The organism is Dactylosporangium fulvum (assembly GCF_025137375.1).
GTDB lineage: Bacteria > Actinomycetota > Actinomycetes > Mycobacteriales > Micromonosporaceae > Dactylosporangium > Dactylosporangium fulvum.
Genome location: NZ_CP073720.1, coordinates 292,182 through 315,348, shown reverse-complemented (window position 1 = coordinate 315,348; position 23,167 = coordinate 292,182). Strand labels below are relative to the sequence as shown.

Here is a 23,167-nt window from a genome sequence, read left to right as displayed (position 1 = left end):
GCGCCGGATCATACGGCGAGGGATGGCCGGGAATGCCCGTGTCGTGAGGATTCACCCTTCCGGGCGAGCGGCGGCGGCCGTCACCAGCGGAAGCACACGATACGGGATCTGCTCCGCCAGAGCGATGATCGTCGACGAGCGCACGATGCCCTCGAAGTTCATCACCCGGTCGATCACCCGTTGCAGGTCGGCGTTGGACCGGGCGACGATCCGGCACAGCAGGTCGCCGGAGCCGGTGATCGTGTGCGCTTCGAGGACCTCCGGGATCTCGGCCAGGTGGGCGGCGACCGGGTCGTGGCCGAAGCGCTGGCGGATCTCCAGCGTCACGAACGCGGTCACGCCGTAGCCCAGCGCCGCCGGATCGATCTCGGGCCCGTGACCGCGGATCACGCCCCGTTCGGCGAGCCGGTCGAGCCGCGCCTGGACGGTGCCGCGGGCGACGCGCAGGCGGCGGGAGCACTCCAGCACGCCGATCCTCGGCTCGGCCTTCAGCAGCGCGATCAGCCGTGCATCGAGAGAGTCGATTTCACTGGGCAACCTGCTCACCCGTTCCCGCCAAATCTGCCGCGAAATGGTCAACCTGACCATGCAGAATAGCGTTCCTTGCCCAGCCTCCCACAGGGCGGGAATCTGACGACATGACCCGCGCTATCGAAGACCTCAACGAGCTCATCGGGGCCGTCGAACACGACACCTCCCACGACCCCTTCCCGCTCACCGGCCTCGATCACGTCCGGTTCTACGTCGGCAACGCCAAACAGGCCGCGCACTACTATTCGACGGCCTTCGGCATGACGCTGATCGCCTGTCGCGGGCCCGAGCAGGGCTACCGCGACCACGCCGAATACGTGCTCAAGTCCGGTTCCGCAGTGTTCGTACTGGCCGGTGGCGTGCACCGGCAGGCCGAGGCGACCCAGCACTACGAGCGCCACGGCGACGGCATCGTCGACATCGCGCTGGAGGTGCCGGACGTCGACACCGCCTACGCGTACGCGCTCACGCAGGGCGCCACCGGTGTCGAGGCGCCGCACGACGAGCAGGACGAGCACGGCGTCGTCCGGGTCGCCGCCATCGCCGCGTACGGCGAGACCCGGCACACGCTCATCGACCGCTCCCGCTACTGCGGGCCGTTCCGACCCGGCTTCGTGGCCCGGCAGCCGATCGTCGCCCCGCCGGCGAGGCGATACTTCCAGGCCGTCGACCACGTCGTGGGCAACGTCGAACTCGGCCGCATGGACGAGTGGGTCGAGTTCTACCACCGGGTCATGGGCTTCACGAACATGGCCGAGTTCGTCGGCGACGACATCGCCACGGAGTACTCGGCGCTGATGAGCAAGGTCGTCGCCAGCGGCACCCGCAAGGTGAAGTTCCCGCTCAACGAGCCGGCGGTCTCACGCAAGAAGTCGCAGATCGACGAATACCTGGAGTTCTACGGCGGGCCCGGCGCCCAGCACATCGCCCTGGCCACGAACGACATCCTGCGCACCGTCGACGAGATGCGCGCCGCCGGTGTCGAGTTCCTCACCACGCCGGACTCCTACTACGACGACCCGGAACTGCGCGCCCGCATCGGCGCGGTCCGCGCCCCGATCGAGGAGCTCAAGGCCCGCGGCGTCCTCGTCGACCGCGACGAGGACGGCTACCTGCTGCAGATCTTCACCAAGCCGGTGCAGGACCGCCCGACCGTCTTCTTCGAGCTCATCGAGCGGCACGGCTCGCTCGGTTTCGGCAAGGGCAACTTCAAGGCGCTCTTCGAGGCCATCGAGCGGGAGCAGGAACGTCGCGGAAACCTGTAACACTGTTCGGGTGAGTTACCCCGGCCAGCCGAGACCGGGTGGTGTCCCCAGCTACGGGCCACCACCCGGTTATCCACAGGCTTATCCACAATATGGACCGCAATTCACGGTTCCACCCGTGCCGCGGGCACCCAACGGCATGCCACTGGCCGGCTTCGGGGACCGGCTCCTCGCCTATCTCATCGACGTCGCCGTCCTGGCGGGCGTGTTGCTCCTGCTGGCGATCCCCGCGATGATCGGCATGTTCGCGATCATCGGCGCGGAGTTCGCCGGGCTGTCGACCGACCCGGAGACCGGCGAGATCATCGGCGAGCCCAACCTCGCGATGATCTTCGGACCGCTGCTGGCCGTCGAGCTGGGCCTGGTCGTGCTGTCCATGGTGGCGGTCTATCTCTACCACGTGGAACTGTTCCCGAACCGCCGGGGCGTTACGCTCGGCAAGCGGGCGATGAAACTGCGACTGATCCGGCTGGACAACCCCGCGGCGCCGATCACCCGAGGTGTCGCCGCGAAGCGCTGGGCGATGCAGTTCCTGGTCGGCGGCGTAGTGCCACTGTTCTCGTGGGTTGACGGACTGTGGCAGCTGTGGGACAAGCCCTACCAGCAGTGCCTGCATGACAAGGTGGCGGAGACGGTTGTGGTAAAGGTCAGCACGTGACAGAACCCGGTTGGTACAAGGATCCGGTCGACCCTGACGTCCAGCGGTACTGGGACGGGGAAGGGTGGCTCGGGGAGCCGATCCCGGCGTCCGAACCGACGCCGTCCGGCCCTCCGCCGGGTGCCGAACCGCCCTCCTGGGCCAAACCCACGTCCACGCCGCCGTCTTCCTCTGCGTCGTCGTCTTCCTGGGCTCCGTCCTCGGCCGCTCCTCCGGAGTCGTCCGAGCCCGCCGCTCCGGCGGCGCCGCCGCCCTACGGTGGCATTTCGGGCACTCCGGGTGGTTTCGGTGCGCCGGGCTCGTCCGCGGGTGCGCCCGGTTCCACCGGCGCTCCTGGCACCGCCAGCACCCCAGGTGCCTCCGGCACTCCCAGCGCTCCCAGTTCACCGGCCACGCCGGGCTGGCCGCCGGCGCCTGTCGCGCCCGGCACGCCGCTGCCGCACGGGGCCGTCGTCCTCCCGCCCGGCACGCCGGTGCCGCCCGACGGGTTCCCGGCCGGGCAGCTCCCGCCCGGCGCGATCGTCCTGCCGCCCGGCACGCCGGCACCGCCCGGGCTGCTGCAGCAGGGCACCCTGCCCACCGGCGCCGTCCAGGTGCTGCTGCCCCCGCAGGCCGGCCTCCCCGGCCAGGGCGCCGTCAAGCCGCACGGCCGGCCGATCGCGTCGCTCGGCGCCCGGCTGCTCGCCCGGCTCATCGACATCGCGGTCGTCGCGTTGCTCAACGCGGCCGTCACCGGCTGGTTCATCTACCAGTGGCTCAGCGACATGTGGCCGGTCATGCGCGAGATCTGGCGCCGCCAGCTCGCCGGCGAGTCGACCAGCGACCTCGTCAGCCCGGAACGGGCCAGCTCCCTGCAGATCGTGATCCTCATCCTGATCGCGGCGCTCTGGTTCGCGTACGAGGTGCCCTCCATCGCCAACAGCGGGCAGACCGTCGGCAAACGCCTGCTCAAAATCAAGGTGATGCGGCTGGAGAGCGAGGAGCCGATCGGCTTCGGCCGGGCCATCCGCCGCTGGAACCCGCTGGGCCTGTCGGTCCTGCTGTGGACCTGCGGCATCGGCTTCGTCCTGCAATTCCTCGACAGCCTCTCCCCAGTGATCGACTGGCCGCTGCGCCGGGCGTTCCACGACCGCTCCGCCGGCACCGTCGTGGTGCAGGCGGAACCCTCCACACCCCCACCGACCGAGAACGCCGGAGAACAGCGATGAGCCTCACCCGCCCCGACCTCGAAGCCCTTCCCCCGTACGTACCCGGCCGCAGCGTCCCCGGCGCGATCAAGCTGGCCAGCAACGAGGTGCCGTACGGCCCGCTGCCCGGCGTCGCGGAGGCCGTCGCCGAGGCGATCACGGGCGCGCACCGCTACCCCGACATGGGCGTCGTCGCGCTCCGCGAGAAAATCGCGTCCCGCCTCGGCGTCGACGCCGACCGGGTCGCCACCGGCTGCGGCTCGGTGGCCCTCTTCGAGCACCTGTTCCGGGTGACCTGCCTGCCCGGTGACGAGGCCGTGTACGCGTGGCGTTCCTTCGAGGCGTACCCGATCATCGGCGCCACCACGGCCGCCACCAGCGTCCGGGTGCCCAACACCGCCGACCACGGCCACGACCTCGACGCGATGGCCGCCGCGATCACCGACAAGACCCGCCTCGTGATCGTGTGCAACCCGAACAACCCGACCGGCACCGTGGTCCGCAAGGCCGAGCTCGACGCGTTCCTCGACAAGGTGCCGGACAACATCGTCGTGGCCCTGGACGAGGCGTACCGCGAGTTCGTCACCGACAACACCGTGCCCGACGGCCTGGTGGAGTACGGTGACCGCCCGAACGTCGTCGTCCTGCGCACCATGTCGAAGGCGTGGGGCCTGGCCGGCCTGCGTATCGGCTACCTGATCGGCTCGCCCGAGGTGGCGAGCGCGGTCCGCAAGGTCGTCACCCCGTTCTCGACATCGGCCGCCGCCCAGGCCGCGGCCCTGGCCGCCCTGGCCGCCGAGGACGAGATGCACCGCCGGGTCGGTCTGGTGGTCGCCGAGCGCGAGCGCGTGCTGACCGCGGTCCGGAAGGTGTACCCCGAGGTGCCGGAGACGCAGTCCAACTTCTTCTGGCTCCCGCTGGGCGACAAGTCGGCCGACTTCGCCGCGAAGTGCGAAGCCGAGGGCGTGATCGTGCGACCCTTCCAGGGCGACGGCGTCCGCGTCACGATCGGCACTCCGGAGGAAAACGACAAGTTCCTCGCCGTCATCCTGTAGTCGCCCGTCCCTCCTCGCCGGCTTCAGGTCGACCTTGGTGGGTTTCCGTGGTCAGGGCGGAGTCCACCAGGGTCAGCCGATGCCGACCAGCACCACCGTATTCATGCTGAAGTAGTACTTGTCGTCGATCTCGGACTCCTTCGTCGTCTGCAGCCGCTCGACCACCAGGTAGCCGGCGTGCAGGTGGTGCTCGCTGTAGACGAACTTGTCCTCGGGACGGATCCGCAGCTCGGTGCTCGACGTGACCGCGCCGGTCTCCAGGTTGAGCACCAGCAACTGGTACTGGTTGTTGATGATGTAGAAGTTCCGCTGGTCGCCGCCGATGAGCGCGCCGGCGACCTCCGACATCCACAACCGCTTCCCGGTCGTGCGGGAGTACGCCCAGATGTAGCCGCCGGTCACCTGCTGGGCGACGGTGTCGCCGACGATGACGATGGTGTCCTTGTCCACGACCGACTCGGGACGGATCAGGTGGTCGGCGCCGAGCGACCAGTACGTCGGGGTGATCGTGCCCACCCCGGACGCCGCGTCGGCGAAGCTGACCACGTCACCCGTCGGCGCGGCCTTGAACACGGCGCAGCCCGAGCGGCCGATCTGGCAGGAGGTCGGCTCGAGGTACCAGTTGGTGACGTTCGGCGGGCCGATCGACGCGCCCGGCGGGCGCCAGGTGTTGAGCATCACGCCGGTCGCCGCGTCGTAGATCTCCAGCGTCGCCGGCTTGCTGCAGGTGTCCTTCACGAAGTACGTGTCGGTGCCGGTCCAGTCGTCGGTGCGGCAGCCGGGCTCATTCGGAAACGAATGTTGCCACTTGACGCGCCCGTCCGTCGGGTCGAAGGCGTGGACGGCGTCCTTGCCGGTGGCGATGACGATCGGCTGCTTGTCGATCGAGGACGCGGTGACGAACAGGTCCTCCGGCTCGTACAGCGTCTTCGCGCCGGTGCGCCGCCCTTTGAACGTCTCGCCGTCGGCGGGCTCGATGCGGGCCTGCCAGACGATGTCGCCCTTCTCGGCGTCAAGCGCGACGATCTCGCCGTCGGACCACTTCGTGACCACGACGGACATCCCGACCCCGCTGGCGGGCTTCTCGACGGCGACGACCGAGACGACCTCGGCCGGCCAGCGGCGATACGCCCAGTGGGGCGTCATCTCCCGCAGCGCGGTCACCGGCGTGTCGGCGAAGACACGCCGCTGCTCGGTATAGACCCGCAGCCGCCCTTCGATGATCAGCGGCGCGGACGACAGCTCCGCATACTGGATCGACTTGATCGGCTCCGGCGTCGGCACCGGCTTCTTCGCGCTGCTGACCGTTTCGGCCGGTTTCAGGGTGCGATACGAGGTGATCCCCATCGCGGACACGACCACGACCGCGAACAGCCCCGTCAGCACTCTGCGCACAGGGCGTGACCAACTGCTAGGGCGCACGAGCCGCCGAAGCCCTGCTGGACCCGTCCCCATAACCACCTCCGCCGGGCACCATACCCGGCGATTGTCGCGATTTGCTCACGGTGACCGTCTATCGACAGCAGACTCACACCTTCGTCACGACTGCTTCACAACGGTCCCAGTCACCTCACCGAAGGCGACCACCGCCCTATCTACCCCGGGCGCGGTCGCTGAAATCGTGACGGTGTCGCCGTCGAGGAGAAAGCTACGGGCCGAACCGTCCGCCAACCGGACCGGCTGTGCGCCGTTCCATGTCCGTTCGATGAACGATCCGGTCTCCTCGGCAACACCCCCCGAGATCGTCCCCGACGCGTACAAATCACCGGTTCGAGCGAATGCCCCGTTGACGGTCAAATGCGCCAACTGCTGCGCCGGCGTCCAATACATGCTCTCGAACGGCGGACGCGCTATGAGCGTCTCGTTCCAAAAAACTTCAAGGCGGATGTCGTACCCGTAGTGCTCGCGCCCCCGCAGATAGGGCAGCACTTCCGGCTCCTGCCGCCGGCCGGGCACCTTGGCGGCGTCCAGCGCGTCGAGCGGCACCACCCAGGGCGAGATCGACGTGCGGAACGACTTGCCGGTGAACGGCCCCAGCGGCTGATACTCCCACGCCTGCAGATCCCGCGCCGACCAGTCGTTGACCAACACCGCACCGAACACGTGCTCGCGGAAGTCGTCGACACCCACCGCCCCTTCGGAGTCCGTCCCCACGACGAACCCGAGCTCCGCCTCGATGTCGAGCCGCTCGGAGGGTCCATAGGTCGGCGCGGACTCGTCGGGCCGCTTCCGCTGCCCCCACGGCCGGGGGATGTCGGTGCCGGAGACCACGACGGTGCCGGCCCGCCCGTGATATCCGACCGGGAGGTGCCTCCAGTTCGGCAGCAGCGGCTCCGCCCCGGGCCGGAACAGCTTCCCGAGGTTCGTCGCGTGCTCCTCGAAGGAGTAGAAGTCGACGTAGTCCGCGACCTCGAACGGCAGGTTGAGCCGCACGTCGGCGAGGTTGAACAGCAGCGGCTCGACCGCACTGCGGTGCTTCGGGCCGGTGAACAGCTCGGTCAACTGCTCACGGACCCGTATCCACGTCGGCCGTCCCTGGGCGAGGAACTTGTTGAGCGTGTGCGCCCCGTCGAACGCTCCGCCGGCCTCGACCAGCCCCTCGTGCTCGGCCCCGGCCAGATTGAGGATCCGGTCCCCGATCCGGACCCCGACCCACGAGAAGCACCCCGCCCCGAACGCGCACAACGGCAGGTTGTGCACCCCGAACGGGTCGTCGTCCGCCAGCTCCAACCAGGTGGTCACGCGTCCTCCTCCGTCCCCTGCGTCGTCCCCTGCGTCGTCCCCTGTGTCGTGGCCGGCCCGGAACCCGTCGGCCCGGGGCCGGTCACGCACGAACCTTGCTGGCCGGCGGCCGGCGACCCGGTGCCCGACTGGCCGGAGGCGGGCGACCCGGTGCCCGACTGGCCCGAGGCGGGCGACCCAGTGCCCGACTGGCCAGAGGCCGGTGACCCGGTGCCCGACGGGCCCACGCCGGTCAGGCCGGCACCGCTCGGGCCGGAGGTCGAATGCCCGCCCACCGACAGGTCCGGAGACCTCGGCCGTCGCAGCAGTCCGAGGATGCTCAGGTCGCTGACCGGATCTGTGACGCTGCAACTGCCGAAGCCGACCCAGAGGGGCCGCTCACGGTCGAGCGCGGCGCGGGCGGCGTCGGCCAGCGGCAGGGCGTCGGTGCTGGCGAGCAACTCGGCCAGGTCGGCCGGCTCGGCGCCCTCGGCGGCGGCGAGCGTAGCGACCAGCACGTTGAGGAACCCGTGGTGGACCAGCCCGGTCTCCGGGTCCGTATGCCGGACCGCGTTGTGCAGGCCGGCCGTCAGCTTGAACGGCAGCTCGCGGTCGCGGCAGCCGCAGATCACCGCGGCCAACTCGACCGGCGACGGGAACAGCTCGGCCGCCAGCCCGCCCGTGCGGAACTTCGCCGACGCCCGCAGCCCCTCGGCGCGCAGGTCGGCCAACTCGTCGAGCGCGGACATGAGTCCCCAGGCCAGCGGCACCTCGAAGTACCACTCCCGGGGCTCATCGCTCTTCCGCATGAGCGCCGCGAGCCGCTTGATGCCGGGGCTCGGATCCTCGCCGCGCTTGGCGACCGGGCTCTCGATCTGCCGGACCGTCGCCGGCAGTTGCGGCAGGGCACGCTCGATCGCGGCCGGCTCGCCGATGACGCCGATGCCGGTGCCGTGGGCGGCCAGCACCGGGCTGCCCAGGTCGGCGACGGGCAGCAGCAACGGGCCGATCAGCGGCGAGTACCAACTCTCGCGGTGATGGGCGTGGGCAGCGACGGCGTCCGCGAGTGGCGCGTTGCCGGGCGGGAACACCGCGGCGTCGTCGATGAGGGCTGCCAGCAGGGGCGGCACTGCGTTTGACACGGCTTCCGAATCTAATGGACGCTATACAGGGCGGACAACTTCGTCCGCTATCCGGACACTCCAACGTTCCCTCTGGAGGCCGTGATGCCGTACTACCGCCGCGTCGGCGACGTGCCGCCGAAGCGCCACACCCAGTTTCGCCAACCGGACGGCTCGCTGTTCAGGGAAGAGCTGATGGGGCAGGAGGGTTTTTCGAGTGACTCCTCGCTCCTCTACCACCGCAACGCACCGACCGCGATCGTCTCCGCCACGGTCTTCGAGCCGCCCGCCTGGTCGCGCATCCCGAACCTGCCGCTCAAGCCGCGACACCTCCAGACCGGCAAACTCGGCGGCGAGCCGGTCGACGCCGTGCTCGGCCGGCAGCACCTGCTGGCCAACGACGACGTGCGCATCTCCTTCGTCGAGGCGTCCCAGCCCTCGCCGCTCTACCGCAACGCGGTCGGCGACGAGTGCATCTACGTCTCCGCGGGCCGGGTCACCCTGGAGTCGACCTTCGGCGCGCTCGAGCTGGCCGAGGGCGACTACGCGATCATCCCCACCTCGGTGATCCACCGGCTGATTCCCGTCGACGGCCCGGTGCGACTGCTGACGATCGAAGCGACTGGACATATCGGCCCCCCACGGCGCTACCTGTCGGTGCGTGGACAGTTCCTGGAGCACGCGCCCTACTGCGAACGCGACCTGCGTGCTCCCACGGCGCCCATACTCGCGGAGGGGTCTGACATTTCCGTGCTCGTCCAGCACCGTCGCGGCTGGACCGAGCACATTTACGCAAATCACCCATTCGACGTCATCGGGTGGGACGGCTGCCTCTACCCGTGGGCGTTCTCGATCCACGACTTCGAACCGATCACCGGGCGGGTGCACCAGCCGCCGCCGGTGCACCAGACGTTCGAGGGGCCAAACTTCGTGATCTGCTCGTTCGTGCCACGGAAGGTCGACTACCACCCGCTGGCGATCCCGGTGCCGTACAACCACCACAACGTCGACTCGGACGAGGTGCTGTTCTACACCGGCGGCAACTACGAGGCCCGCCGCGGCTCGGGCATCGAGCAGGGCTCCATCTCACTGCACCCGAGCGGCTTCACCCACGGCCCGCAGCCGGGCGCGGTCGAGCGCGCCATCGGAGCCGAGGCATTCGACGAACTCGCCGTGATGGTCGACACGTTCCGGCCGCTGGACCTGTGCGAACCGGCGCTGTCGATCGAGGACGCCGGCTACGCCTGGACCTGGGCTAGTGCCCGATGATCTTGGTCGCGCTCACCCGGCAGACCACACGGGTGACGCCGGGCACCGGCTCGGTGAACGGCTGACCGCCGTAGGCCTGGCTGAGCTCCTGGATGAGCTCCGGCCCGCCCTCCTCGGTGAGCGAGACGGTCCCGCGGACCTCGACGTAGCGGTAGGGGTTCGCGGGATCGTACACACACAGCGACACCCGGGGGTCTCGCTCCATGTTGCGGGTCTTCCGGCGGCCGCGGATCGTCGAGAAGACGACGTCGCCGCCGTCGTGCTTCGCCCAGATCACGCTGGACTGCGGGGCTCCGTCGGGGTTGATCGTGCTGAGCACCAGGAACGCCTGGCGGTCGAGCAGTTCACGCAGTGTGTCGTTCATTCAGGCCTCTTTCTGCACGGGGTAGATCAATGCTACGGAGGTGGCGGCGAGCCCCTCACCCCGGCCGGTGAAACCCAGGCCGTCGGTCGTGGTGCCGGAGACACGCACGATGCCGCCGATCGCCTCCCGCAGCACCGCCTCGGCCTCGGCCCGCCGCTTGCCGACCTTCGGCGCCACGCCGATGATCTGCACCGCGACGTTACCGATCTCGAAGCCGGCCTCACGAACCAACCTGGCCGCCTCCCGTAGCAGGGTGACCCCGGACGCGCCGGCCCACTCCGGCCGGCCGGTGCCGAAGTTCGCCCCGAGATCACCCAGGCCGGCGGCCGACAACAGCGCATCACACATCGCGTGGGCGGCGACGTCGCCGTCGGAGTGCCCGGCCAGCCCGTCGACACCGTCCCACCGCAGCCCGGCGACCCAGCATTCGCGCCCGGATTCGTAGGCGTGGACGTCTGTCCCGGTCCCGATCAACATCACCAGCGGAGGGTACGACGTTCGGTGCACGACCGTGAACTTCTGGTTGCCCGGGCGTCACCGGACTCGGCAGAGCCGCGATCTGGGCCTAGGCTGGGTCGGGTGCGCAGCGATCTGACGACCCCGAAGAGCCCCCAGCGATGGTGGCGCACTGGAGCCGCTCTGCGCTTCGGGCTGCTTGCCGTGCTGGTGGTGACACTGTTCGCGGTGATGCTCACGGTCGGTCCCGACCGCGCGTCACTCACCCATCTGATCGGGCCCGATCACCCGTTTGCCCCGGTGGTGGCGGTGTTCGGTGCCGCTCTGCTGACCACCGCGCTGCTGCCGAGGACCTTGCTGTCGGCAGTGGGCGGCCTGGTGTTCGGGTTCTCGAACGGCACGTTGTACATCCTCGTCGGTGTCACCCTGGGTGCCATTCTGGCCCACACCATCGGCCGCTACCTCGGCCGCGACTTCATGGTCCGCCACTTGCGCGGTCGGCTCCTGCTCATCGAGCAGGCCGTGGCCAAGCGCGGCATCCTGGCGGTGGTGATCTCGAGAATGATCCCGCTGGTGCCCTTCGGCGTCTCGAACTACCTGTTCGGCACGACGCGGGTGCGGCTGCGTTCGTTCATCGCGGGCACGGCATTGGGCGCTCTGCCGGCGACGCTGGCCTATGCCGCCCTCGGCTCCGCGACGGCTCGTGGCGACGCGGCCGGTATGTCGATCGCGGGTGCCGTGATCCTGACGCTGGGCATCGGCGGTTCGATCGGCAGCTTCCTGGTCTGGCGTCGCCGCCCCCGCAAGCACCACTGCCTGTCGGCGTCTGCGGCAGCCACTCCGACCACCGCCTCAGCAGCCGCCTGAACTCACCCGACCTTGGAAGCTCCAAGGTCGATGCATTTCGGGAGCCAGCGGCTCGCCGAGAAGCGGCCCGTGTGGGCGCGGACGGCCACGGCATTGAGTTGACCTTGGTGGCTTTCCGTGGTTCTGGCCACGGTTTTCGACCAAGGTCAAGCCCTCAACGACTACCACCGCCGCGTTCAGCAGACCACCCGCAGCCGCCGCGGCCGTAAGAACGACCCGCGCTACCGTGCCCGGCGAACCCTGCACACCGGTGCCGACCTGCTCACCGACAAGCAGGCCGCCCGACTCACGGCTCTGTTCGCCATCGATGAGCACGTCGAGGTCGAGGCCACCTGGGGCATCTACCAGCGGATGATCGCCGCCTACCGGCACCCCGACCCGGCCGCGGGCCGCAAGCTGATGGTCAACCTCACCAACTACATCGCCCGATCCCTACTCGAGACAGGCGGATTCAGACCCCGACTACACCCTGCATTGGTGAAAAGCCGCTCTTCCTGGGGGCCGGCCAAAGATACGACGGAAACCGGCAACCAGTGATCTTGTGTCACCGTTTGCAGTGGACTTCTTCGCGTACCCGCTCAGATCGGTCAACGGTGCACCCGATAGCGCAGGTGAAGCACCCGGTTGCCCTGAATCACCACGTCAGGATCCTCCAACAGGTGCTGCGCGTCGACCGACCCGAAGTAGCGCTTGCCGGACCCGAACACCACGGGTACGACGTCCATGCGCACCTCGTCGACCAGGCCCGCGGCAAGCACCTGGCCGCCGACGTCGCCAGCGGCGACCTCGACCATGCGGTCACCCGCAAGCTCCTGCGCCTTGGCCACGGCTGCCTCGACGCCGTCGACGAAGTGAAACGGTGCCTCGGGGTCCCAGCCCTCGGGCTCCGGCCGGTGCGTCACGACGACCACGTGGTCGATCCCGCCCGGAGGCTTCCCGTCCCAGCCGTCCGTCAGGTGGAAGACGTGGCGGCCGACGACTGTCGCCCCGATCTGGTCCCAGTACGGCCGGGTGTAGTCGTAGGACGTCTGCGACACCTTCAACGCGCCGTTCTCGTCCAACGGGACGTCACCGCTGGTCAACCAGTCGAACAGTGGTCCGGGCTGGTCGTTCTCGTCCGCGATGAAGCCGTCCACCGATACCGAGCTGTACATGACCACCTTGCCCACGGGGCTCTCCTCTGCCTTGGGGTGCCCCCAAAATTAGCGTGTCGTGAGCTGTCGCTCTTGTAAGAAATCAATCGGCCGGCAGCGGCCAGCTGTCCAGCACGTGGCCGGGATGTTCGTGCAGGAACCGCCGCCGGACTTCGACGTACCGGGTCGGCGTGAGCCCGGTGAACTCCCGGAACTCGTGGCCGAAGTGGGCCTGGTCGAAGTAGCCTGCGCTACTGGCGAGGTCGGCCCAGTCGATCGGTTCGGCGGGGTTGATCGAGAACACGGTGGCGGTGAAGCGGTAGTTGCGGGCCAGCCGCTTCGGCGTGACGCCGATGAGCTCCTTGAACCGCTGTGCCAGATGAGTGCTGCTGACACCGGCTGAAACTCTCAGTTCGTCGATGGCCACCGCCCCGCTGGTCGCCGCGATGACGCTGCTCGTGTGGCGGACCAGCCTCAGGCCGACGGTCTCGCGCAGCCGTCGCAGTAGCTCCTCCTCGAGCAGCATCAGCATCTCGTGCGGTCCGTCCGCCGTGGCCAGCCGGTCTCGTAGCTCAGCAATGGCGGGTCGGCCCCACACCTGCTCTACCGTCACCGGCCGGTCACACAGCTCGGCCGCGGGCATCGGTAGGAACGGTGCCAGCCCCCACGGCTTGAAGTGCACGCCGACGGACCGGGTCCGGAGTGGGTAGCCGAACTCCAACGCGCGGGTGGGCGTGGTGACCACGCAGCCGTCGGCGTACTCGGCCGTCTCGATGTCGGTGCCGGCGCGGATACGGAACGGCGAACCGAGGTTGACGATGAGCAGCGCCGCCGGCGACGGCGGCAGCATCAGCCGGGCGTACGGCGGCGCACCCTCCAGGTAGTAAAGGTCGTCGATCAGCCCGTCCAGCGGCGGTCGCGGCACTCTGGACACGTACTCCACGCCCACAGCATCGCCGACGCCCCGCCGGCATCGCGCGCCGGGATGGTCCAGCCGCGCTGCCGCCAGCATCGAGCCGGCGCCGATCCCGGACGAGCGCCCGGCCGCGGACATTTGCGTGGGATACGCGTGCTGCGTGAGCGATGGAGGATTCTCGGCCCTCCGGTGTCGCCCTGCATGGGGGAGGCGCTGAACCACCCTCTGCTGCGTTACCGTGCCCTGCTACGCGGCCGCGGGCTGTTCGCCGCCAAAGTCGACCTCGTCCAGCGCGGGGTCGACCAGAACGGCGCGCGAGTGGCCCATGCGGACGCGGGCGGCGCTCCTGGGCAAGTTGACCTTGGTGACGTTCTGTGGCCGGAACCACGGAAAACGACCAAGGTCAAGTTGGTCCTGGCACCCGCTGAGCCCGAACCCAACCAGCTCCATGATCCGGGGAAGCTTCCGGTTGTCCGGGCGGCACGAAGTTTCCCTGGACCATCAGCGAGCTACAGCAGCAGCTCCGCCACCGCCAGGTCGAACGGGCGGGTGATCTTCAGCGCGGCCTCCGAGCCGGGCACGGTGTGGACCTCGACGCCGAGTTTCTCGGCCATGCCGGCGTCGTCGGTGTGGTCGTCGATGGCCGCCTCGTGGGCCTTCACCAGGACGTCGCGGCGGAAACCCTGCGGAGTCTGCACGGCACGCAGCGCTGAACGGTCGACGGTCGTGAGCACGACGCCCGAAATGTCTACCTGTTTGATGGTGTCGACCACTGGCAGAACGGGTATCACGGCGCCGTGCCCCCCTCGAACAGCCGATGCCACCGTCTCCACCAGCTCCGGTGGGGTCAGCGCGCGCGCCGCGTCGTGGACGAGCACGATGTCGAACGCCGCCGGCACAGCAGCCAGGGCCGCCGACACGGAAGCCTGCCGGGTGGCGCCGCCCGCGACGACCGTCACGTCGGCGATCGGCGCGAGCAGCGATGCCACGAAGTCGACGGAGTCTGCGGGAGCGGCCACGACGATGCAGCCGACACTGGGAGCGGCCGCCACCCGTCGCACAGCGTGAACAAGCAGCGGATCGCCGCGCAGGAGTCGAAGTGCCTTGGGGCCGCCGGGCCCGAGTCGGATCCCCATTCCGGCCGCAGGCACGAGGACCGCGACGTCACCACGCACGTTCAAGTGCGCCGTCACGTCGCGGTCCTCGGTCGAAGTGATAGCCAGGCTGGAATGTCAGGCCTCGGTCAACACCTTGTCGAGCAGCGTCTCCGCTTCGTCCTTGGTGCTCTTCTCGGCGAGCGCCACCTCGCCGACCAGAATGTCCCGCGCCTTAGCGAGCATGCGCTTCTCGCCGGCCGACAGTCCGCGTTCCCGGTCGCGACGCCACAGGTCACGCACGACCTCAGCGACCTTGAGCGGATTGCCGGAGGCCAGCTTCTCCAGATTCGCCTTGTAACGCCGCGACCAGTTGGTCGGCTCCTCGGTGTGCGGAGCGCGGAGGACGTCGAAGACCTTCGTGAGGCCTTCCTCGCCAACCACTTCGCGCACGCCGACGATCTCGGCGTTTTCGGCGGGCACCCGCACCGTCAGGTCACCCTGAGCGACCCTGAGGACGAGATACTGCTTCTCCTCGCCCCTGACGACCCGAGTCTCGATTGCCTCGATGAGTGCGGCCCCGTGGTGGGGGTAGACAACGGTCTCGCCGACACTGAAAACCATAGGTTCGAAACCCCTTTCGCTGTGTCTAGGGTAACACGGTCACGCGCTGTCGTCCCACCTCGGAGAGCAGCATTCGCGCAGGTCAGAACACATGTGAGTCCCCTTTCTCCCGCTTGACAGGAATCGCGGAACCTGCTGTGTAACGGATCAACAACCCGTAGCACGCACAAATGACCAGCCAGTCGGACATTTCTGATTGATTACCGCAAGTGGGCCACTCCGCCCCACACAGCCCGCCAGATCGCCACTCTGAGTGACGCGACCAGCGGCGGAGCGTGGAAGAATACGCACACATCTCGATGGAGCACCCCTCTGGCGCACAAGCGCTGCGTGAGGGAAAGTTGAGGCAGGTGCGAGGAGAACAGCGATGGGCACGCTGCGCGGTGACAACGGCGGTGGCGATCGGCCGCAAGAGGGCGGTGGCCTGCCTGACCTCCCCCCGGAGTGGGGCACGGTCATCATTCCCGACGATCCGGGTGCTCTTGATGACGAGGGCACGCAGATCCGCAAGCAATTCCGCCGCGCCGCCGTGCGCCGCCGCTGGCGACGCCGCCTGCACCTCAAGCCGGAGCCCGTCCGCCGCACGACCGACGATGCACCCGGCCTGGCCGTGCCGCTGCTCATCATGTCGATCGCGGTCATCGCGACACTTGTCAGCCTGTTCGCCGTCGCGTGGCCGGGCAAAGCACCCCGCCCCATCACCCCGCACGCCGCCCCGACGACGATCGCGCCCACAGTGTCCCTGGCGAGGCTGAGCCTGTTCGACGCGAACGGCGCCGCCCTGCCGGTCAAGGACGTCTCCCCGGCCGTGGTCCTCCTGGTCGAGGGGTGCAGCTGCGAGCACCTGATCACGAGCACCGTCAACGCCGTGGCGGCCGGCGCAACCCCGGCATCGACATCGGCATCGGCATCACCACCGGCGAAGGGCACGACCGTGCTCGTCGTGGCCACCCGGGTGCCCACCCTGCCGGGCGGGCTCAACGAGGCGGTGCAGGTCAAGGCGGCCGCCGACCCCAACAACTCGGTGCGGGCCGCGGTGCCGGTCCTCGCCACCGACCGGACCACCGCCGCCGTGCTGGTCGCCCCCGACGGCACCGTGATCCGCGCGGCCAAGGCCGTGACGTCGGCAGACGACTTCGTCAACGACCTGGCCAAACTGCACTGAGATCATCAGCCGCGCAGCAACACGCCGTACAACGTCAAGCCAGGGCCGAACGCCAGCATCACCGTCGTCCGAGGCTGCCCCCCGGCCCGGCGGCGCAGCGCGTCCAGGATCAGCAGCACCGTCGGCGACGAACAGTTCCCGTGCGCCGCGAGCGTCCCGCGCGACTCGGCCAGCGCCGCCTCCGGCAGCTCCAACCGGTCCCGCACCACGTCGAGAATGCGCGGACCGCCGGGGTGCACCGCCCACCCGTCCACATCGGACAACGTCAACCCGTGCCGGGCCAGCAGCCCGCCGACCAGGTCGCCGACGTAGATCGACAACACGTCCGGCACCTTCGGCGACAGCCCCATCCGGAAGCCCAGATCGGTCACGTCCCAGGTCATGTGGTCGGCCGTCGCCGTGTCGGTCACGGCCGCGATGTCCGCCACCTGCACGCCCGTTGCGTCCGGGACCAGCACGAGCGCGGCCGCGGCATCCGAGAACAACGCGTGCGCCACGATCTGCTGCGGATCGTCACTCGGCGGCTGTACGTGCAGACTGGTCAACTCCAGGCACAACAGCACCGCCGGCCGGCCCCGGGAGGCGACGTAGTCCGACGCCGCACCCAGCCCCGGCAGCGCCGCGTAGCAGCCCATGTGCCCGACGAACAGCCGCTGCGTGTCGGCGGCCATGCCCAGGTCCCGCGCCAGCAGGATGTCCAGGCCCGGCGTCGCGTATCCGGTGCACGAGCACACGACGAACAGCCCGATCTCGTCCGGGCGCAGCCCCGCGGCGTCCAGGGCGCTGCCGACGGCGTCCTTGCCCAGCGGGAGCGCCTCGGTGAGGTACCGATCCATCCGGCGCGCCGTCGACCAGCTGGACGCATCCTCGACCAGCGGGTTCACCGCCCCGTGGCGGCTGACCACCCCGGAATTGGCGAAGATCCGCTTGGCCAGCCCCCGGCGGGAGCCGTTGTAGTGCCGCGCGAAGAAGCCTGCCCACACCTCGTCCTGGCGCATCTCCCCGGGGAACGTCACACCCATCCCCGCGATGGCGGCACCCGTCACTGATTCCCCTTCCTGCCGCGCCCCTGGTAGAGGATCACGGTCGAGAACGTCGGCACGATCGGCACAGCGTTGCGGCGGGTCACCAGCCAGCGGACGAGCGCAGGCAGAGCGGGGCGGACCCCCCGGACGTCGAGGGGTACCCCGTGGCGGGCGCACTCTGCCTGCAACCGCCGCGGGTCGACAAAAAGCTTCGGGTCGTGGATACCACGGACGGCCGGGATTACCGCCTCGGCGAGGCGCACGGCGACGAGCCGCGCCAGGAGCGTGTCGTTGATCGTGTCGAGGACCAGCCAGCCACCCGGGCGCAGGATGCGACAGGCCTCGGCGATCACCCGGGGCACGTCCGGCACGTGCTCCAACAGTTCACCCGCGCTCACCACGTCGGCGAAGCCGTCGGCGAACGGCAGCCGGGCGGCGTCGGCCAGCACCGGCACCACGCCGTGCTGCTCGGCCTGCTCAAGCCCGGAGACGATGAGGTCGACGCCGATGTGCCGGTAGCCCTTGCCGGCGACGTGCGGGGCGAGCAGGCCGCCGCCGCAGCCGAGGTCGACGAGGACCGCGCCCTCGCGCTCGGCGGGTGGAATCAGGTGAGCCCGGGCGCGCGCCAGCCAGTACAACATCGACAGCGGGCTGCCGGGGCGCCACCATTCGCCGGCCAGGTCGTCGTACTGACCCGGGTCGTTGCGAGCTCGCCGCACCGCTGGCATGGAACGAGCCTGACACGGAACCCCTCCGGCGGCCACACTTGCCGAATGTCGGTTGCGATCCCGCTCCTGCGCGCCAGCCACCCAGAGCCGGCCATCGGTGTCACCGCGATCGCGGCCATGCTGTCGATCGGCCTCGATCGGCCCTGGCCGGGCGTGGTCGGGGCCGCGGCGACGGTACTGGCGAGCCAGCTGTCGATCGGTTGGGTCAACGACGCGATCGACGCGCCCCGCGACGCGGCCGTCGGGCGCACGGACAAGCCGGTCGCGGCCGGGACGGTGTCACGGCGGCTGGTGGCGACCCTCGGCGTGGCGGCCGCGGTGGCGACCGTGCCGCTCGGGTTCCTGTCCGGCTGGGCGGCGGGGCTCGTCGCCACGCTCGCTCTCGTCTCCGCGCTGCTCTACGACTGGCCGCTCAAGTCGACCCAGGTCTCGGTGCTGCCCTACGCCGTGTCGTTCGCCTGCCTGCCCGCGTTCGTGGCCCTCGGCGCGGGCAAGACCCCGCCGCTGTGGCTGCTGGCCGCCGGCGGGCTGCTCGGGGCCGGTGCGCACTTCGTCAACACGCTGCCCGACCTCGACGACGACGTCAGTACCGGCGTCCAGGGCCTGCCCCACCTGCTCGGCCGGCGGGGGTCGCTGGCCGCCGCCGCGGTCCTGTTGCTCGCCGCCACCGCCACCCTCGCCTTCGGCCCGCCCGGCCCGCCCCCGGCACTGTTCTGGCCGGCCCTCGCGCTCGCCCTGGCCGCGTTGTCGTTCGGGTGGTACTCGATGCGCCGCGATCCGGCATCCCGCATCCCCTTCCTGTCCGTCATCGCGGTGGCGTTGATCGATGTGGCCTTCCTACTGGTCAGCGGCCTGAATCTGGACTAGACCTCGACCGCACCTGGACCGAGGTCACTTTGTTCAGGGTGCGCGTAATCAGCAGATCAAGGGCATCTAGGCTGTAGTGCGGCCACCCGTAGATGGGACACCAGATGGAGGACCCCAAGGTGACGCGTTCGTTTCGCCGCCGCACGGTGCTCGGCGCCGCGCTCCTGGCTTCCGCCGCGCTGAGCGTCGGCCTGCTTTCCGGGTGCGGTGCCGGACAGATCACCGGAACCGACACCCAGGTGCCCGCCATTCCCGGCGTCAACGCCGACAGCGCCGACGGACACCTCGCACTGCGCGATGCCGCCGTGGTGTACGCCGACGAGTTCAAGGCCGGCTCGACGGTGCCGCTCAGCGTGCGGCTGTTCAACAACAGCAAGCAGGCCGTGAAGCTCACCGGCGTGACCACACCCGCCGGCACGGTCGTGCTGGTCGGCAAGTCCTCGACCGCGGCCGCGGCCGCGCCGACGGCGGACGAGTCCTCGGCGTCGCCGTCCGGTTCGCGGCAGCCCTCCGGATCGGCGTCCCACTCGAAGCCGGCCGCGGCTCCGTCACCGACGTCGCCCGGCACCTCGCAGATCAGCATCAACATCCCCGTCGCCGGCATGGTCACGCTGACCCATGACGCGGGCACCTACCTGGCCGTCTCGCCGCTCACCGGCGAGCCGCTGAAGGCCGGCGGGAACCTGCCCGACGTCACGTTCACGTTCACCTACGCCGACGGCACGACGACCACCCTCAAGCTGGCGGAGCTGCCGATGACGACCCCGCTGACCCCGCTGCCGAAGCCGAGCGCGGTCGTGCCGGGCGGCGGGGAAGGGCACTAGGCGGTTTCTGTCATACCCGTCGGCTAGCTTTCGGGTGTGACGAAGAGCAAGGGCACGACCTACCAGTGCGACGTCTGCGGGCATCGGCCGCCGAAATGGATGGGCCGGTGCCCGGAGTGCGGTGAGTGGGGCTCGGTCATCGAGGCCGTCGGCGGCCCGACCGGCCCTGCCGCGCTCCGCGCCGTCCCGTCCCGCGCCCCGCTCGAGCCGGCCCGCCCGATCGCCCAGATCAGCGCCGCCCCGGCCAAGGCCCGCCCGACCGGCGTCGGCGAGTTCGACCGGGTGCTCGGCGGCGGCATCGTCCCCGGTGGTGTCGTCCTGCTCGCCGGCGAGCCCGGTGTCGGCAAGTCCACCCTCCTGCTCGACGTGGCCCAGCAGTGGGCCCTGCAGGGTGAGAGCCACTCGCTGGTGATCAGCGGCGAGGAGTCGGTGAGCCAGGTCCGGCTGCGGGCCGAGCGGATCGGTGCCCTGCACGACCGGCTCTATCTCGCCGCCGAGACCGACCTCTCCGCGGTGCTCGGCCACCTCGACGCCGTCAAGCCCGGCCTGCTGATCCTCGACTCGGTCCAGACCATCTCCGCCCCCGGCACCGACGGCGTGGCGGGCGGCGTCACCCAGGTCCGCGCCGTGACCGCCGCCCTGGTCGCGATCGCCAAGGAGCGCGGCCTGGCCACGGTGCTCGTGGGCCACGTCACCAAGGACGGCAACGTCGCGGGTCCCCGCGTCCTCGAGCACCTCGTCGACGTGGTGCTCAACTTCGAGGGCGACAAGCACTCCTCGCTGCGCATGGTCCGCGGCCTGAAGAACCGGTTCGGCGCCGCCGACGAGGTCGGCTGCTTCGAGATGCACGAGGGCGGCATCACGAGCCTGCCCGACCCGAGCGGGTTGTTCCTGACGCGGTATGCGGACGCGGTCTCCGGCACCTGCGTCTCGGTCGCCATGGAGGGCCGCCGCGCGCTGGTCACCGAGGTCCAGTCCCTCATCGGCGCCCAGATGCCCGGCTCACCGCGCCGCACGGTCAGCGGCCTCGACTCGGCCCGCCTCGCCATGGTCCTGGCCGTCCTCCAGCGACGCGCCGGCATCCAACTGCACGACCGGGAGGTCTATGCGGCGACGGTCGGCGGACTGCGGGTCACCGAGCCCGCCGCCGACCTGGCCCTGGCCCTGGCCGCCGCCTCGGCCGCCCACGAGCTGCCGATGCCGCCCGACCTGGTCGCGATCGGCGAGGTCGGGCTGACCGGCGAGGTCCGCCGCGTCGGCGCCGTCCCCCGGCGGCTGGCCGAGGCCGCCCGGCTGGGCTTCCGCTTCGCGCTCGTTCCGCCAGGCTGCGGCCCGGCCGCGACGGGCGTCACCCCGCCGGGCATGCGGATCCTGGAGGTGGGCGACGTGCGGACGGCGCTGCACTACGCGGCGAAGGCCACCAGCGAGTCCGACGACGACTGACAACGGCTGTCGACCGTCAGGAGCCGGGCAGGTGGTTGGCGATCGCCACCTGGTCCGGCGCAAACGCGGCCAGCGCGGCCAACTGGCCGGGCGGGCCTCCCTGGAAGTCGCGCAGCCGCACCGCCACGTCGAACGACCGTGCGGGCAGCGAGCCGGTCTTGGCCAGCTCTCGCACCACGTCCTGGTCCAGCCAGGCCGGGTTGGTGCCCGTGCGGTCCAGGCTGTCGCGCAGGCGCACCACGAGGTAGCGCTCCCCCTCGACCTCGACCATCGCCACCCCGGCGACGCGGGACCACGGCAGGACCAGGGTGCGGACCCAGCCCGGACGGACCGTCAGGGCGAAGTGGTTGGCGCCGACCCGGGGGCGGCGAACGACGGCCAGGACCACGGGGACCGCGCCGACCACGGCCAGGGCCAATGTCCACATGGGAACATCGGCCAGCGGATTGTCGGCGCCGGAGTCGAGGACCTCGGGCTCGTCGGCGAACAGGCCCCGGACGAGGAGGACGACCAGGCCGGCGGACACGACATACCACGCCAGGGTCGACAGTGACCGGGAGGGGAAGCTACGCCGCCACTCGATCCGCTCCGGACCGGACACCGGACCTCACAGACATCTACTTCGATCCATAAAATGATCGCGTCCGCCAACTCTACGGGCTGGGGTCGCTACCGCACCAGCACCGTACGACCAACGATCCGTAGACTGTGCAGGTGCCGATTGACCGCGAGCCCGGCAGGGGCGGCAACACCGGCCTCATCGGGGGCTGGGCCGCCGCGCTGCCCGGCGCCGACCCCATGCGCGCGACACTCGCCCTGATGGCGCCGGGAACCGTGCTGCGTGACGGGCTTGAGCGCATCCTGCGTGGGCGCACCGGCGCCCTGATCGTTCTCGGCCACGACCGTGTGGTCGAGCAGATCTGCACCGGCGGCTTCCCGCTCGACGTCGAGTTCTCCGCCACCCGGCTGCGCGAGTTGTGCAAGATGGATGGTGCCGTCGTCCTGTCGAGTGACGGCACGCGGATCGTCCGGGCGGCCGTGCACCTCATGCCCGATCCGACGATCCCGTCCGAGGAGTCCGGCACCCGGCACCGCACCGCGGAGCGGGTGGCCAAGCAGACCGGCTATCCGGTCATCTCGGTCAGCCAGTCGATGCGCATCATCGGGCTCTACGTCAACGGCCAGCGGCACGTCCTCGACGACTCCGCGGCCATCCTGTCGAAGGCCAACCAGGCGCTGGCCACGCTCGAGCGATACAAGCTGCGCCTCGACGAGGTCAGCGGCACCCTGTCGGCGCTGGAGATCGAGGACCTGGTCACGGTGCGCGACGCGGTGGCCGTGGTGCAGCGCCTGGAAATGGTCCGCCGCATCGCCGACGAGATCGCCGGCTACGTCGTCGAGCTGGGCACCGACGGGCGGTTGCTGGCCCTGCAGCTCGAGGAGCTGATGGCGGGGGTCGAGGCCGACCGCACGCTGGTGATCCGCGACTACCTGCCCGCCGGTCGGCGCACCCGTTCGTCGGACGACGCGCTCGATGAGCTCGACGCGCTCTCCGCGACCGAGCTGATCGATCTGGTCGCGGTGGCGAAGTCGCTGGGTTACCCGGGCGCCAGCGACGCCCTCGACGCGGCCGTGTCGCCGCGCGGGTTCCGCCTGCTGGCCAAGGTGCCGCGGCTGCCGAGCCTGGTCATCGACCGGCTGGTCGAACACTTCGGCAGCCTCCAGCGGCTGCTCGGCGCCACCGTCGAGGACCTGCAGGCCGTTGACGGCGTCGGTGACGCCCGGGCCCGCGGGATCCGCGAAGGGCTGTCCCGCCTGGCCGAGGCGTCGATCCTCGAACGATACGTCTGAGCG

Annotated in this window: 24 protein-coding genes and 3 pseudogenes; 13 read left to right on the top strand and 14 right to left on the bottom strand. The window is 70.0% G+C overall.

The window, feature by feature from the left end:
* Positions 1-51 precede the first annotated feature (51 nt).
* Positions 52-537 (bottom strand): Lrp/AsnC family transcriptional regulator, encoded by a 486-nt coding sequence (locus Dfulv_RS01495; protein ID WP_406567915.1) that lies wholly within the window; start codon positions 535-537, stop codon positions 52-54.
* A gap of 101 nt (positions 538-638) precedes the next feature.
* Between Dfulv_RS01495 and hppD the strand changes: the two genes are divergently transcribed.
* The 5 genes and pseudogenes from hppD to hisC all read left to right on the top strand — a co-directional run bounded on the left by hppD (position 639) and on the right by hisC (position 4,696).
* Complete coding sequence (gene hppD, locus Dfulv_RS01490; protein WP_259860787.1) at positions 639-1,796, top strand: 4-hydroxyphenylpyruvate dioxygenase; 1,158 nt, start codon at positions 639-641, stop codon at positions 1,794-1,796.
* 118 nt (positions 1,797-1,914) lie between these two features.
* Positions 1,915-2,454, top strand: a complete 540-nt coding sequence (locus Dfulv_RS01485; protein ID WP_259860786.1) for an RDD family protein — start codon at positions 1,915-1,917, stop codon at positions 2,452-2,454.
* A pseudogene (locus Dfulv_RS48490) lies at positions 2,451-2,513 on the top strand (DUF2510 domain-containing protein); the annotation flags it as partial. The gene Dfulv_RS01485 and the pseudogene Dfulv_RS48490, both read left to right, overlap by 4 nt.
* Positions 2,514-2,927: 414 nt before the next feature.
* Entirely contained in the window at positions 2,928-3,662 is a 735-nt protein-coding gene (locus tag Dfulv_RS48485; protein ID WP_319805825.1) for an RDD family protein, read from the top strand.
* Positions 3,659-4,696 carry a histidinol-phosphate transaminase gene (hisC, locus tag Dfulv_RS01475; protein WP_259860784.1) on the top strand — a complete coding sequence of 346 codons (1,038 nt, stop codon included), beginning with the start codon at positions 3,659-3,661 and terminating at the stop codon, positions 4,694-4,696. The genes Dfulv_RS48485 and hisC overlap by 4 nt, the downstream gene beginning before the upstream one ends.
* A gap of 72 nt (positions 4,697-4,768) precedes the next feature.
* Here the strand turns inward: hisC and Dfulv_RS01470 are convergent, their stop codons facing one another.
* The 3 genes and pseudogenes from Dfulv_RS01470 to Dfulv_RS01460 all read right to left on the bottom strand — a co-directional run.
* Complete coding sequence (locus Dfulv_RS01470) at positions 4,769-6,091, bottom strand: outer membrane protein assembly factor BamB family protein (protein ID WP_259860783.1); 1,323 nt, start codon at positions 6,089-6,091, stop codon at positions 4,769-4,771.
* A 144-nt stretch (positions 6,092-6,235) separates the two neighbouring features.
* Complete coding sequence (fahA, locus tag Dfulv_RS01465) at positions 6,236-7,438, bottom strand: fumarylacetoacetase (RefSeq protein WP_259860782.1); 1,203 nt, start codon at positions 7,436-7,438, stop codon at positions 6,236-6,238.
* 302 nt (positions 7,439-7,740) lie between these two features.
* Positions 7,741-8,559: pseudogene (locus tag Dfulv_RS01460) on the bottom strand (hypothetical protein); the annotation flags it as partial.
* A gap of 84 nt (positions 8,560-8,643) precedes the next feature.
* Here Dfulv_RS01460 and Dfulv_RS01455 point away from each other — a divergent pair.
* On the top strand, positions 8,644-9,807 hold the full coding sequence (locus Dfulv_RS01455; protein ID WP_259860781.1) for a homogentisate 1,2-dioxygenase: 1,164 nt from the start codon (positions 8,644-8,646) through the stop codon (positions 9,805-9,807).
* Here the strand turns inward: Dfulv_RS01455 and Dfulv_RS01450 are convergent.
* Both Dfulv_RS01450 and ispF read right to left on the bottom strand, forming a co-directional pair.
* On the bottom strand, positions 9,794-10,171 hold the full coding sequence (locus Dfulv_RS01450) for a PPOX class F420-dependent oxidoreductase (protein ID WP_259860780.1): 378 nt from the start codon (positions 10,169-10,171) through the stop codon (positions 9,794-9,796). The two genes, Dfulv_RS01455 and Dfulv_RS01450, sit on opposite strands and share 14 nt — an antisense overlap.
* Positions 10,172-10,648 (bottom strand): 2-C-methyl-D-erythritol 2,4-cyclodiphosphate synthase, encoded by a 477-nt coding sequence (gene ispF / locus Dfulv_RS01445; RefSeq protein ID WP_259867328.1) that lies wholly within the window; start codon positions 10,646-10,648, stop codon positions 10,172-10,174.
* Positions 10,649-10,750: 102 nt separating this feature from the next.
* Between ispF and Dfulv_RS01440 the strand changes: the two genes are divergently transcribed.
* Together Dfulv_RS01440 and Dfulv_RS01435 are read left to right on the top strand one after the other, a co-directional pair.
* Complete coding sequence (locus Dfulv_RS01440; protein ID WP_259860779.1) at positions 10,751-11,494, top strand: TVP38/TMEM64 family protein; 744 nt, start codon at positions 10,751-10,753, stop codon at positions 11,492-11,494.
* A 144-nt stretch (positions 11,495-11,638) separates the two neighbouring features.
* A pseudogene (locus Dfulv_RS01435) lies at positions 11,639-12,031 on the top strand (transposase); the annotation flags it as partial.
* 50 nt (positions 12,032-12,081) lie between these two features.
* On the opposite strand, the gene Dfulv_RS01430 reads toward Dfulv_RS01435, so the two are convergent.
* The 5 genes from Dfulv_RS01430 to Dfulv_RS01410 form a co-directional block, all read right to left on the bottom strand.
* Entirely contained in the window at positions 12,082-12,663 is a 582-nt protein-coding gene (locus Dfulv_RS01430; RefSeq protein ID WP_259860778.1) for a dihydrofolate reductase family protein, read from the bottom strand.
* Between the two features lie 67 nt (positions 12,664-12,730).
* Positions 12,731-13,681, bottom strand: a complete 951-nt coding sequence (locus Dfulv_RS01425; protein ID WP_259860777.1) for a helix-turn-helix domain-containing protein — start codon at positions 13,679-13,681, stop codon at positions 12,731-12,733.
* Between the two features lie 108 nt (positions 13,682-13,789).
* Positions 13,790-13,993 (bottom strand): hypothetical protein, encoded by a 204-nt coding sequence (locus Dfulv_RS01420; protein WP_259860776.1) that lies wholly within the window; start codon positions 13,991-13,993, stop codon positions 13,790-13,792.
* A 59-nt stretch (positions 13,994-14,052) separates the two neighbouring features.
* Entirely contained in the window at positions 14,053-14,736 is a 684-nt protein-coding gene (ispD, locus tag Dfulv_RS01415) for a 2-C-methyl-D-erythritol 4-phosphate cytidylyltransferase (RefSeq protein WP_259860775.1), read from the bottom strand.
* A gap of 39 nt (positions 14,737-14,775) precedes the next feature.
* Positions 14,776-15,261 (bottom strand): CarD family transcriptional regulator, encoded by a 486-nt coding sequence (locus Dfulv_RS01410; RefSeq protein ID WP_033363204.1) that lies wholly within the window; start codon positions 15,259-15,261, stop codon positions 14,776-14,778.
* A 367-nt stretch (positions 15,262-15,628) separates the two neighbouring features.
* On the opposite strand from Dfulv_RS01410, the gene Dfulv_RS01405 reads away from it, so the two are divergent.
* Positions 15,629-16,426, top strand: a complete 798-nt coding sequence (locus tag Dfulv_RS01405; protein WP_259860774.1) for a hypothetical protein — start codon at positions 15,629-15,631, stop codon at positions 16,424-16,426.
* A gap of 5 nt (positions 16,427-16,431) precedes the next feature.
* Here Dfulv_RS01405 and Dfulv_RS01400 read toward each other — a convergent pair whose 3' ends face one another.
* On the bottom strand, positions 16,432-17,448 hold the full coding sequence (locus tag Dfulv_RS01400) for a type III polyketide synthase (protein ID WP_259867326.1): 1,017 nt from the start codon (positions 17,446-17,448) through the stop codon (positions 16,432-16,434).
* Positions 17,449-17,468: 20 nt separating this feature from the next.
* On the bottom strand, positions 17,469-18,179 hold the full coding sequence (locus Dfulv_RS01395; RefSeq protein WP_259860773.1) for a methyltransferase domain-containing protein: 711 nt from the start codon (positions 18,177-18,179) through the stop codon (positions 17,469-17,471).
* A gap of 45 nt (positions 18,180-18,224) precedes the next feature.
* On the opposite strand from Dfulv_RS01395, the gene Dfulv_RS01390 reads away from it, so the two are divergent.
* From Dfulv_RS01390 to radA, 3 genes are all read left to right on the top strand, one after another.
* On the top strand, positions 18,225-19,046 hold the full coding sequence (locus tag Dfulv_RS01390; protein ID WP_259860772.1) for a UbiA family prenyltransferase: 822 nt from the start codon (positions 18,225-18,227) through the stop codon (positions 19,044-19,046).
* Between the two features lie 119 nt (positions 19,047-19,165).
* Complete coding sequence (locus tag Dfulv_RS01385) at positions 19,166-19,870, top strand: hypothetical protein (RefSeq protein WP_259860771.1); 705 nt, start codon at positions 19,166-19,168, stop codon at positions 19,868-19,870.
* A 36-nt stretch (positions 19,871-19,906) separates the two neighbouring features.
* On the top strand, positions 19,907-21,313 hold the full coding sequence (gene radA, locus Dfulv_RS01380; protein ID WP_259860770.1) for a DNA repair protein RadA: 1,407 nt from the start codon (positions 19,907-19,909) through the stop codon (positions 21,311-21,313).
* 16 nt (positions 21,314-21,329) lie between these two features.
* Here the strand turns inward: radA and Dfulv_RS01375 are convergent, their stop codons facing one another.
* Entirely contained in the window at positions 21,330-21,914 is a 585-nt protein-coding gene (locus Dfulv_RS01375) for a hypothetical protein (protein WP_259860768.1), read from the bottom strand.
* 197 nt (positions 21,915-22,111) lie between these two features.
* Between Dfulv_RS01375 and disA the strand changes: the two genes are divergently transcribed.
* Complete coding sequence (gene disA / locus Dfulv_RS01370; RefSeq protein WP_259867324.1) at positions 22,112-23,164, top strand: DNA integrity scanning diadenylate cyclase DisA; 1,053 nt, start codon at positions 22,112-22,114, stop codon at positions 23,162-23,164.
* Positions 23,165-23,167 lie beyond the last annotated feature (3 nt).